The sequence below is a fragment of the Petralouisia sp. genome, assembly GCF_056822245.1.
Genome location: NZ_JBQIOP010000037.1, coordinates 28,823 through 39,843, shown reverse-complemented (window position 1 = coordinate 39,843; position 11,021 = coordinate 28,823). Strand labels below are relative to the sequence as shown.

Sequence of the window (11,021 nt, the reverse complement as noted above, 5' to 3'; positions counted from 1 at the left end):
AAAGTATGTGAAAACTAAGGAACCGCCGTATACGGAACCGTACGTACGGTGGTGTGGGAGGTCGGTAGATAAAATAATTATCTACCTCCTACCCGATTTTCATAGATTATATCGGCTCTTTCTTAACATACTTAACCTCTATTTTTAAAAATTTTTATAAATAATTCGAAAAACATATCCTCAAACTCCGCCGATTCTCGGGGGTTTCACATCCATGCAACAGTTTGATATAAACTGTTGCATTCTAAATTTAGTCATGAAGGTGAACAATTTGCTCCTATGGAGAATGATGAGCAACAAGGAGGTTATGAATAATGCTGAAACTTACATTGAAAGCAGGAGAGTATTTGTTAATTGGAGATGAAATCAAGGTTGTTTATACCGGTGGAAGCAGTAATAACGGACATCTCCTGGTGGATGCCCCTAAGTCTGTAAACATTGCAAGAAGCACGGCTCTGGAAAAATACGGAATGGCTGCTGATCCTGGCAATGAAGTCCGCCATCACAAAGACAGGGAGTTATCGCCTGAAGCCAAAATGCAGATTAAAGCCATTTTAATGGAAGAGAGGAAACGGGCGAAACGGGAAAAAGCATTTGCAAAAGGTAATATGTGGGGGTAACCTAGGGCCCCCGCTTATTATAAAAATTATGGAAATATGTTAAAAATCATTTGCTGTCTTTAAAACGGCAGCGCCACATGTACGCAAACGGATTTGCGGCATTGAAAGAACAAGGAGGAACATATTATGGCAATGGTAGTACAGCACAATCTTACAGCAATGAATTCTAACAGAATGTTGGGAATCACTACAGGACAGCAGTCCAAATCTTCGGAAAGGCTTTCTTCTGGTTATCGGATTAATCGTGCAGCAGATGATGCGGCAGGTCTTACAATTTCAGAAAAAATGAGAAAGCAGATTCGCGGATTGGATCGGGCCAGCACCAATGCACAGGACGGAATCTCTGCAGTGCAGACAGCAGAAGGTGCACTGACGGAAGTTCATTCCATGCTGCAGCGTATGAATGAACTGGCAGTTCAGGCATCCAACGGAACTAACAGTGAAGACGACCGCCAGGCAATCCAGGATGAAATTGATCAGCTTGTAACAGAGATTGACCGTGTATCTGAAACTACAAAATTTAATGAAATTTATCTCTTAAAAGGCGATGCGGGAAAACCTACCACGAAAACTATCGGCGATTATAAGTATGAGATGACCCAACAGGCTATTGATGCGCAGGAGGTTACATTTGCAACCGTTGCAGGCAAGGATGCATATGCAGGTGGAGAAACAGATGCGGTAACAGCAGATGTGAAAGCGGCGGAAGCATCCATTACTTTCTCAGATCAGGGAGCTGGTGCAAATCATCTGTATGTAAGTGCTGACGGTACCTGGGGTGATACAATTGAAGTAACTGCGGCTAATTTTAGTGATTATTTTGACGTGGATGATGATGGAAATGTAACAGAGAAAGTTGCCGGAGCAGCATATGGTGTAGCAGCGGCTGCCGGAGGAGCGGCTGCCGGAGTGAAAACAGCTGCAGATCTGCAAAACGATGGCTGGTTGGTTACTACAGCAAAGACAGATGCAGCGGAAGGTTCTCTCAGCGATTACATTGAAGTGGTTGACGGAGAACTGAAGTATAAAGAAGGAAAAGTTCTCTATCAGACAGCGGCAGATGCAGCAGGCAATGAATATGGAGTTCAGGTAGATACAGATAAGATTGCAGAAGCTGATTTAGGCGATTACTTTACATTTGCAAGCAATCCATTGGTGGATAAAGATGGAAAGGAAATTACAGATGTTTCCGCATATTTTAAAGATGGAGTATATCAGGGCGGAATCTACAGGAATACTACGGGCGCAAATCCACAATTAACAGAAATCGGCGCAGACCAGATTGAAGACTGGGTAAAAGTTACAGAACCCAAAACGGTTAGTGTTAACGATGACCTGGAATTCAACCTGCATGTGGGTTCAGAATCTGCGATTGATAATAAAATCAAGGTTAAAATTCAATCCATTTCTGCAGCAGGAATCGGAATTGACGGATTGAAAGAAACGGGACTTATGACAGAAGATGATGCCACAGAGGCGATTAATACTATCAGTGATGCTATTAAAGTGGTTTCCAAACAGCGTTCACAGCTTGGCGCTATTCAGAACCGTTTAGAGCATACCATTGCAAATCTGGATAACGTTGTAGAGAATACAACAGCAGCAGAGTCCCGAATTCGCGATACAGATATGGCTTCTGAAATGGTGGAATATTCCAAAAACAATATTCTGGCACAGGCAGGTCAGTCCATGTTGGCACAGGCAAATCAGTCAACACAGGGCGTATTGTCCTTATTACAGTAATTATTTGTATTTTCTTCATTATCTTGCAGGAAAGAACGGTGCTGTGCCTGGAGTAAGTTGCTCCGGGCGCAGCGCCGTTTTCTTTTTTATTAGTTGGTTTCGGCTCCAATTCTGGACAGGCCATAAGCAAATCTTGTCAGATATCCTCCAATGTTGGAACATTTTCAATATCAAATCACCAGTGAATTTCCTTGAAATATTTTTTCATATGTGTTTTAGTATATTTGAGAGTACCCATTCGACCAAATATTAAATATGTCCGGTAATTCTGTCCGCGGCCCAAAATCACACGTTCGCTATTTAGAGAAGAACCGGCAATGTAACAGTAGTAAAAATACATTTTTTGTGGTAAACTTGAAAAGGTCAGGCATGATTTAGCATGCGGCAAAACAGAAGAAAGAAGGAGAAAAAGATGCTGGAAACAGGAATCAAAGGATATCAGGAATTTACAGTAACGGAAGCAGATACGGCCAAGGCGCACAAAAGCGGAACATTGAATGTGCTTGCAACGCCCCGCATGGCGGCGCTGATGGAGGAAACAGCATGGAAAAGCGTGGCCGAGAGTTTAGAACCGGGCATGGGAACCGTAGGGATTCAGCTGAATCTGGAGCATCTTGCGCCTACGCCGGTGGGAATGAAGGTATGGTGTGAAACGGTTTTGACTAAGATAGATGGACGGAAACTGACCTTTTCCATTACGGCTTTTGACGAGACAGGGAAAATCGGAGCGGCAGTCCATGATCGCTTTATGATAGAAGAAACGAAATTTCAGAGTAAGGCGGATAAGAAAAAGCAGAAGTGATTTTTGAACCGTTTCCAAAGAATTACTGCAGACCGGTCAGCGGCAGATGATCGGGTATGAAACATTGACACAGAGACAGATTTCAGAAAGAGTGGGAAAATGGAACGCAGAGGACAGATGTCGGAATCAGCAGTTGTAATTGGATTGCTGTGTATTTCCGGCGGGTTTCAGGACGCCTATACATACAACTGCAGGGACGAGGTATTTGCCAATGCCCAGACAGGAAATATGGTGCTGATGGGACAGAATTTTGCTATGGGGAACTGGTATCTGGGGATACGTTATCTGCTGCCGGTGCTGGCATTTGCCCTGGGGATTTATGCGGCAGAGAAGATCCGAAGCCTTTACGGGCGGTCTGAAAAGATCCACTGGAGACAGATTGTGCTTCTTCTGGAGGCAGTGACCCTGTTTGCCGTAGGTTTTATGCCCCGGCAGGTGAATCTTTTGGCAAATATGCTGGTTTCGTTTGTATGCGCCATGCAGGTGCAGAGTTTCCGCAAATTAAAAGGGAGCGCATATGCCACTACCATGTGCATCGGCAATCTCAGAACTGCAACGGAATTGTGGTGCAGCTATCGCTTAACTAAAAATCCGGAGACAGGAAGAAAAAGCCTGCTATACTATGGATTTATCGGAATTTTTATTTCAGGGGCAGCATTGGGCGGGGTTCTGACGATGGTTCTGGCCCAGAAGGCAATCTGGATATCCAGCGGCCTGCTGCTGATTGTATTTTTCATGATGTTTCAAAAGGAGGAAGGGTATGGTAGAAAATGATTATATGATGCGGATCATTCATGAGATGGTGCGGACCATTGTCATGCTGATTTTTCATAAAGACCAGGAAACAGAGGAGGAACTGATTTTTCTGGACGGAGTCTCTCAGGATTTTTATCAGCGGTTATGTCACCTGGCGGATGTGGGGAAAATCAACGAAGCAGAGAATATGCTCTATCAAAATCTGGAAGAAAATGACTGGGATAAAGAAGAAACCATGGTAAACCTGAAAGTGGCCCTGGCATTTTATGATTTATTGAATTCCAAAAGCAATGATTTCCTGGAAGAACACGATTATTCCAGAGAAGAGGTGGAAGAGGGAATTCTGAGAGTAATGAAACTTTATGGATATGGTGAACTGGCGGAAACGCTGTTGGAGAATCGGTAAATGAAAAAGAATGATGAATCATTGGGGCAGGCAGAATTTCCCAGAATTATGATAGCAGCTCCTTCCAGCGGAAGCGGAAAGACGCTGGTGACCTGCGGATTACTGAAGGTTTTTGCAAACCGGGGCCTGCGCCCGGTTTCATTTAAATGCGGCCCGGATTATATCGATCCCATGTTTCACCGGAAAGTATTGGGTATACCGTCCCGGAATCTGGATCTGTTTTTTACCGGCGGGGAAACAACCAGAGCGTTGTTTGCAAAGGGGGCGGCTCAGGCGGATATTTCCTTGCTGGAAGGAGTGATGGGGTTCTATGACGGAGCCGGCGGCGTGACCACAGTTGCTTCTTCTTATGAATTGGCGAAGGTGACAGACACTCCGGTGCTTCTGGTGGTAAATGCCAGAGGAATGAGTCTGTCGCTTCTTCCTCTGATACAGGGATTTCTGGAGTTTCAAAAAGACAGCGGAATTGCGGGGGTGATTTTAAATCAGATCTCGCCGTCCTCTTATGGCGTCCTGAAGGAGAAAATAGAAGAACTGCTGCCGGTAAAAGTGCTGGGGTATGTGCCTAAATCTCCGGAACTGGCGTTGGAGAGCCGTCATTTGGGACTTGTGATGCCCGAAGAGATCGAAGGACTGCAGGAAAAGCTGGAGAAATTAGCCGAGTTACTGGAAGAAACACTGGATATAGATGGAATTTTGGAATGCGCCGGGAAAGCGAAGTCCCTGCCTGTGTCAGAAGAGCCGGTCCGGACAGGGTTTCCCAAAGTCAGAATCGGAATTGCAAGGGACGAGGCATTTTGTTTCTGTTATGAGGAAAACCTGGAATTGCTGGAGCAGATGGGAGCGGAACTGGTATTTTTTTCTCCGCTGCATGACAGGCAGCTTCCTCCTGGAATTAAAGGCATGATATTTTACGGAGGATACCCGGAATTATTTGCACGGGAATTAAGCGGCAATGATGCCATGCGCCGTCAGATTTCTTCCCGCCTGAAAGAAGGAATGCCTTATCTGGCGGAGTGCGGCGGTTTTATGTATCTGCAGGAATCCATGGAGGATATGGAGGGCAAAGCCTGGCCTATGGCGGGCGTCTGTCCGGGCAAAGTCCGCAACACCGGAAAACTGGGGCGGTTTGGCTATATCACCCTGACTCCCAGGGAAGAAGGGCAGTTACTTTTGCCGGGGGAGACAATTCGGGCCCACGAATTTCACTATTATGACTGTACCGATAACGGCTGCTCTTACCATGGAACGAAGCCCTTTGGGAGCCGGGAATGGGATTGTATCCGGGGCGGCGCACATTATGCGGCAGGTTTTCCCCATCTGTATTATTATTCTAATCCGAAGTTTGCACAGAGATTTTTAGAACGATGCAGAGCGTTTCAGAACCGGCAGGCGGGGCAGATATGAGGCGGAAGGCTCCGAAATCAGAAACAGTCAGAAAGGATATCAGAAGCAGATGAAGTTAGAAGAATGTTTAAAACAAATTCAGCCATTGGACGAAAGGGCAGGCCGTATCTGTGAAAAGCGGTGGGATTCCATCGCAAAACCATTGAAGAGCCTTGGCAAATTAGAAAGCAGCCTGATTCAGATTGCAGGAATCCAGGGAACGGAGCGGATTCAGCTGGGGAAAAAAGCATTGGTGATTATGTGCGCAGACAACGGAGTGGTGGCAGAAGGAGTGACTCAGACCGGGCAGGAGGTAACGGCCATTGTGGCGGAGAATTTTCTGGACGTGAAATCCTGTGCGGCAATTATGTGCAAAGATACAGGAACAGACATTTTTCCCATTGATATCGGAATGGCGGTGGATACGCCCAGAGTGGAAAAAAGAAAAATTGCCTATGGCACGAAAAACATGGCGGTGAAACCGGCTATGACAAGAGAGGAAGCGGTGCGCGCAATTGAAGTCGGGATTGGGCTTGCCTGTGAATTGAAAGAAAAGGGATATCACATGATTGCCACCGGAGAGATGGGAATTGGCAATACCACAACCAGCAGCGCAGTGGCAAGCGTTTTAATGGAAAAGCCGGTGGAAGAGGTGACGGGAAAAGGCGCAGGGCTCACAACGGAGGGCCTGGAGCGCAAGATTCAGGTGATTAAAAATGCTGTGAAAAAGCATCAGCCGAATCGGAACGATCCTGTGGATGTGCTTGCAAAAGTAGGAGGATTTGATTTGGCAGGTCTTGCCGGAATTTATCTGGGCGCCGCCGCCTGCCGTATGCCGGTGGTGGTAGACGGCTTTATTTCCGGGGTGGCTGCGTTGCTGGCGGTAAAACTGTGCCCGCAGGCCGGAGATTATATCATTGCTTCTCATGTGTCCAAAGAGCCGGCAGGGGCTATGGTTTTAGAAGCCATAGGCAAGGAGCCGAGTCTGATGTGCGATATGTGCCTGGGAGAAGGAACAGGCGCAGTGGCATTTTTCCCTCTGTTGGACATGAGCTTACATATTTACGAGAAAATGAGCACGTTTTCACAGATAGAGATTGAAGATTACGTGCCTTTGGAATAGAAGCTGAAGGAGAAGAACAGGTATGATTTGTTTTGTCATTGGGGGAAGCGGCAGCGGAAAATCAGAGTACGCGGAAAATCTGGCCCTGGGATTAAAGGAGCAGGAAAAACTGGTCTATGTGGCCACCATGCAGCCCTTGGACGAAGAAAGCTGGCAGAGAATCGGCCGCCACAGGAAGATGCGGGCCGGAAAAGGATTTGAGACCAGAGAGTGCTACACCCATCTGGAGCAGCTTCCTGTGGAGAAAAATGAAATTATATTATTGGAATGTCTGTCGAATCTGACTGCAAACGAGATGTTTTCTGAAAATGGAAGAAAAGAAAAGGCTGCACAGGCAATAGAAACAGGAATCCTTCATTTGGCAGAAAATTGCCGCCATCTGGTGATTGTGGGAAACAATGTATTTGAAGATGGGACGGAATATGATGAGATGACAATGGAGTATCTGCGTCAGATGGCAGGGCTGCACCGTTTTCTTGGAAAACTTGCAGACAGTCTGACGGAAGTGATTTGCGGAATTCCGGTGGAATGGAGGAAGCTGTGAAAACAGGAACAGCATTACCAATGTTTCAGCCATGTATTCCGGAATGCCCATGAAGCGGAGGAGATTATGAAATATATCAACAGCTTTATCATTGCGTTTGCCATGTATTCCAAGATTCCCATGCCGAAAGTCGATTGGGAGAAAGAAAACATGAAATATGTCATGTGCTTTTTTCCCTGGATCGGCGGGGTTATCGGCCTGCTTTTTTCCCTGTGGGGCACCTGGGCAGTCCGTATCCCTGTGGGACAGATTTTGTATGCAGCCATACTGACGGTAATTCCTGTGGCTGTTACCGGGGGAATTCATCTGGACGGGTTATTGGACACGGCGGATGCTTTGAGCTCCTGGCAGACGAAGGAACGCCGCCTTGAGATTTTAAAGGATTCCCATGCAGGGGCATTTGCAGTACTTGCCGGATGCGTTTATTTTCTGCTGTGGTTTGGATTTGCTTCTGAGCTTGAAGCAGAGGGAATCCGGATGGTTTCTTATGGTTTTTTCTTAAGCAGATGTCTCAGCGGATACGCAGTGACGGCATTTCCCTGTGCAAAGAACAGCGGGCTCGCAGCCATGTTTGCAGAGCATGCCCAGAAAAAATGGGCGGGACGCATTCTTCTGGCAGAAACCATTGTGGCTGCGGCGGTGATGCTGTGGACAGATCTCCCCTTCGGGGCCATGTCCCTGGGGGCGGCTCTGGCAGTTTTCTATTGGTATTACAAAATGTCGGTGAAAACCTTCGGCGGAATTACCGGAGATCTGGCAGGCTGGTTTCTGCAGATCTGCGAGCTGGCAATTGTGATTGCTGTGGTTGCAGCAGGAAAAATATGGTAGAGGAAGAAAAACAATGATATTGATAACAGGCGGAGCCTTCCAGGGAAAATTAGAAGCGGCGAAGGCATTATTTTCAGAAAAAAGAAATGGGAAAGAACCTTTGATTATCGAAGGCTCGCAGAATGTTCCGGAGCAGCTGCAGAAGGCGGATATTATCCATCAGTTTCATCTGTGGATTCACAGTCTGCTGAAGGAAGAAAAAGATCCCTATAGAATGACAGAAGAATTGCTGAGAGCAAATCCACATGTGATTATTATATGCAATCAAATGGGGTGCGGGATTGTGCCTCTGGACCCCTTCGACCGGAAATACCGTGAGACAGTGGGGCGTATCGGATGTTGGCTGGCCCAAGAGGCCCAAGAGGCATATCTTTTGCATTGCGGGATTGCAAGAAGGCTGAAGTGAAAGGCAGACGCATATGCAGAATATTAAAAAGTTTGGGGCAGGAATGAAACTAAAGGTTTCCTCTGTCATCCGCCGGTTTCATGAATATCGGAAACGAAACTGGAACGACACTTCCGGGCTGCTGTACGGGTGCGCGGTTCTGTTGTTCAGCTTCAGCCTGGGGCTGATGGCAGGCGGTTTTATGTATCCCAGATGGGCAGGCACGCTGCTGGTTTTTTTGGCGGCAGTTCCTCTTACCATGTTTGTTTTGTGGATATCCGGTAAAATTCTGCCCTGGCTGTTTCGGGGAAATATCCGGGAACGGCTGTGCTGGCTGCTGATTTGGATGGTCTGTCTGATGACCATGACAGCGGGCGCGTATACGGCAGGGTTTGCAAAAGCTGCGGTGAGTTCTCTGGCGGTGAGCCTGATTCTTACATTGATGCTGAAAAGTCTCTGGGCGTTGCTGCATCATAAAGTCAGAAGCAGAAGTATTATAGTTTCTCTGACAGTTTCCGGGATTTTCACAGGAGCATTCTGTCTCCTTCTGGTTGGAAAAGGGTTTTCAGATTCCTATATTGAAAGATATCTGGACTTTAGTCAGGAGGCGGGAGGAAAGAATGAACCGCTGACAGAGCAGGAGCGGCAGGAATTCAGACAGGAAATGGAAGAAGGGCCTTACCATGTTCAGACTCTGACCTATGGGACAGAGGGCACAGAAGAACTGGAATCTGAAACTGCAAATATCAGCAGGTTTGCGAAGAATAAGGGAATCGGAGGATTTTTTAAGGAAAAGTACCAGGGCTATCCGCTGACGGAAGTTCCGTTGTCCGGAATGGTCTGGTATCCTGAGGAAATTTCTTATTGCCCCACGCTGTTTCTGGTTCATGGAAATCACAGTTGGCTGACAGAGTCTTATCTGGGCTATGAGTATCTGGGAAAATATCTGGCTTCCCATGGCTATACGGTGGTGTCAGTGGATGAAAATGCCTGTAATTCCCTTTCCGGAGAAAATGACGGCAGGGCCGTGCTTCTGTTGGAGAATATCAGACAGGTGGAAATCTATAATCAGCAGGAAGGCGGCCCATTGTATCATAAGATAGATGCTGGCAGGCTGGCATTGGCCGGACATTCCAGAGGAGGCGAGGCCGTTGCACTGGCATATCTGTTTAATGAATTGAATTATTACCCGGATAACGGAAACCGGAGATTTCAGTATCATTTTTCCATTCAGTCTTTGATTGCCATTGCGCCCACCTGCGGCCAGTATCATCCTTCCGGCAGGGATGTGGAATTAAAGGATGTGAATTACCTGCTGCTTCACGGCGCCAATGATCAGGATGTCAGTACTTTTATGGGGATGGAGCAATATGAAAATATTACGTTTACCGGCGCAAAAGACTGTATCAAGACCTCTTTGTATCTGGCCGGGGCGAATCACGGGCAGTTTAACTCCCTCTGGGGCGCTTACGATATGATGGAGCCGCTGAACCGTATGCTGAATGTGGGAAATTTTCTGGATCAGCATAAACAGCAGCAGATTGCAAAAATATGGATCAAATCTTTTCTGGATCAGACGTTAAGACAGGAGGAAGGAAACGATTCAGAAATTTCTGAATCAGCGGAACCGGGGATTTCCCGGGAGCTGCTCACCAACTGGAGCCGGTACAGGGAGCTTTTGCCGGAAACCTTATATGTCCAGTCTTACGAAACTTCGGATTTGGCAATGCTGTGTGATTTTGAGGAGGATGCCAGGATTGACACAGGAACAGCAGAGGGAGTCAGAATAAAAGCGGAGCATGTGGACAGCTGGCGGGAAGAGCAGATGTGTTTTTCCAACGAAGTATCCAGGGGGAATTATGCGGCGGTGCTGAAATGGAGCGCCAAAGAAGAGAACCCGGCGGAGCTTTGTATTTCTCTGAGGGAACCTGTACAAGACGGGAATACGCTGCAGTTTGATTTGATGGATTTGCGGGAAGATTTTTCGGAAAAGGAGGCGGAGCTTTTGGAGGTGGAGATCCGGGTGAAGGACAGAACCGGGGCGGAAGCATGTTTGTCCGGCAGGGATTATGCGCCGGTATATCCGCCCTTTCTGGTGCGGCTGAATAAACTGCAGTATTTGTGGAATACCGTGGAATATAAGCATCAGTTTCAGACGGTATCTGTGCCTCTGGCAGATTTTCAGGGCGTGGATTCTGAGGAAATCTGCCAGATTCGCCTGTGTTTTCCCGGGAAGGAAGGGAAAATCGCCGTTGATAATCTGGGAATCCGAAGAACGTCAGGTTTGTAAGCTGCAATCCGGTGGTTTCAGCTGAATTTATACATAATAACGCTGCCTGGTTTGTGCGGGGAGGGGCAGCCCGGCAGCTTTGGCTGTTTTACAATTATAAAATCTGCTTTATCGGAATTTACACATTTTTAAGATTTT

11 protein-coding genes are annotated in these 11,021 nt (G+C 46.9%); all 11 read left to right on the top strand.

Annotation, left to right across the window (positions count from 1 at the left end):
* The first annotated feature begins 314 nt into the window (after positions 1-314).
* The 11 genes from ACTO17_RS14260 (at position 315) to ACTO17_RS14210 (ending at position 10,883) form a co-directional block, all read left to right on the top strand.
* The gene (locus tag ACTO17_RS14260) at positions 315-620 is read left to right on the top strand and encodes a carbon storage regulator (RefSeq protein ID WP_482558398.1); all 306 of its coding nucleotides are present in this window, start codon (positions 315-317) and stop codon (positions 618-620) included.
* Positions 621-752: 132 nt separating this feature from the next.
* Positions 753-2,363: a flagellin N-terminal helical domain-containing protein gene (locus tag ACTO17_RS14255; RefSeq protein WP_482558399.1), complete on the top strand. Its 1,611-nt coding sequence runs from the start codon at positions 753-755 to the stop codon at positions 2,361-2,363.
* A gap of 412 nt (positions 2,364-2,775) precedes the next feature.
* Positions 2,776-3,165 (top strand): thioesterase family protein, encoded by a 390-nt coding sequence (locus tag ACTO17_RS14250; RefSeq protein WP_172539336.1) that lies wholly within the window; start codon positions 2,776-2,778, stop codon positions 3,163-3,165.
* Positions 3,166-3,264: 99 nt separating this feature from the next.
* Positions 3,265-3,939: a YoaK family protein gene (locus ACTO17_RS14245; protein ID WP_172539337.1), complete on the top strand. Its 675-nt coding sequence runs from the start codon at positions 3,265-3,267 to the stop codon at positions 3,937-3,939.
* On the top strand, positions 3,926-4,327 hold the full coding sequence (locus tag ACTO17_RS14240; protein ID WP_482558397.1) for a DUF6483 family protein: 402 nt from the start codon (positions 3,926-3,928) through the stop codon (positions 4,325-4,327). Before ACTO17_RS14245 ends, ACTO17_RS14240 begins: the two co-directional genes overlap by 14 nt.
* On the top strand, positions 4,328-5,734 hold the full coding sequence (locus ACTO17_RS14235; protein WP_482558396.1) for a cobyrinic acid a,c-diamide synthase CobB: 1,407 nt from the start codon (positions 4,328-4,330) through the stop codon (positions 5,732-5,734).
* 49 nt (positions 5,735-5,783) lie between these two features.
* Positions 5,784-6,836, top strand: a complete 1,053-nt coding sequence (gene cobT, locus ACTO17_RS14230; RefSeq protein ID WP_482558395.1) for a nicotinate-nucleotide--dimethylbenzimidazole phosphoribosyltransferase — start codon at positions 5,784-5,786, stop codon at positions 6,834-6,836.
* 22 nt (positions 6,837-6,858) lie between these two features.
* A complete protein-coding gene (locus ACTO17_RS14225) occupies positions 6,859-7,380 on the top strand; it encodes a bifunctional adenosylcobinamide kinase/adenosylcobinamide-phosphate guanylyltransferase (RefSeq protein WP_482558394.1) in 522 nt (173 codons plus the stop codon).
* 66 nt (positions 7,381-7,446) lie between these two features.
* Positions 7,447-8,208, top strand: coding sequence for an adenosylcobinamide-GDP ribazoletransferase (locus ACTO17_RS14220; protein WP_482558393.1), 762 nt, complete (start codon positions 7,447-7,449; stop codon positions 8,206-8,208).
* 13 nt (positions 8,209-8,221) lie between these two features.
* Entirely contained in the window at positions 8,222-8,614 is a 393-nt protein-coding gene (locus ACTO17_RS14215; protein WP_482558392.1) for a bifunctional adenosylcobinamide kinase/adenosylcobinamide-phosphate guanylyltransferase, read from the top strand.
* A 13-nt stretch (positions 8,615-8,627) separates the two neighbouring features.
* On the top strand, positions 8,628-10,883 hold the full coding sequence (locus ACTO17_RS14210; protein ID WP_482558391.1) for a poly(ethylene terephthalate) hydrolase family protein: 2,256 nt from the start codon (positions 8,628-8,630) through the stop codon (positions 10,881-10,883).
* Positions 10,884-11,021 lie beyond the last annotated feature (138 nt).

Coding starts and splice junctions, on each gene's coding strand:
- ACTO17_RS14220 (WP_482558393.1), top strand. CDS start 7,447: ATGAAATATATCAACAGCTTTATCATTGCGTTTGCCATGTATTCCAAG.
- ACTO17_RS14245 (WP_172539337.1), top strand. CDS start 3,265: ATGGAACGCAGAGGACAGATGTCGGAATCAGCAGTTGTAATTGGATTG.
- ACTO17_RS14210 (WP_482558391.1), top strand. CDS start 8,628: ATGCAGAATATTAAAAAGTTTGGGGCAGGAATGAAACTAAAGGTTTCC.
- ACTO17_RS14225 (WP_482558394.1), top strand. CDS start 6,859: ATGATTTGTTTTGTCATTGGGGGAAGCGGCAGCGGAAAATCAGAGTAC.
- cobT (WP_482558395.1), top strand. CDS start 5,784: ATGAAGTTAGAAGAATGTTTAAAACAAATTCAGCCATTGGACGAAAGG.
- ACTO17_RS14240 (WP_482558397.1), top strand. CDS start 3,926: ATGGTAGAAAATGATTATATGATGCGGATCATTCATGAGATGGTGCGG.
- ACTO17_RS14215 (WP_482558392.1), top strand. CDS start 8,222: ATGATATTGATAACAGGCGGAGCCTTCCAGGGAAAATTAGAAGCGGCG.
- ACTO17_RS14260 (WP_482558398.1), top strand. CDS start 315: ATGCTGAAACTTACATTGAAAGCAGGAGAGTATTTGTTAATTGGAGAT.
- ACTO17_RS14255 (WP_482558399.1), top strand. CDS start 753: ATGGTAGTACAGCACAATCTTACAGCAATGAATTCTAACAGAATGTTG.
- ACTO17_RS14235 (WP_482558396.1), top strand. CDS start 4,328: ATGAAAAAGAATGATGAATCATTGGGGCAGGCAGAATTTCCCAGAATT.
- ACTO17_RS14250 (WP_172539336.1), top strand. CDS start 2,776: ATGCTGGAAACAGGAATCAAAGGATATCAGGAATTTACAGTAACGGAA.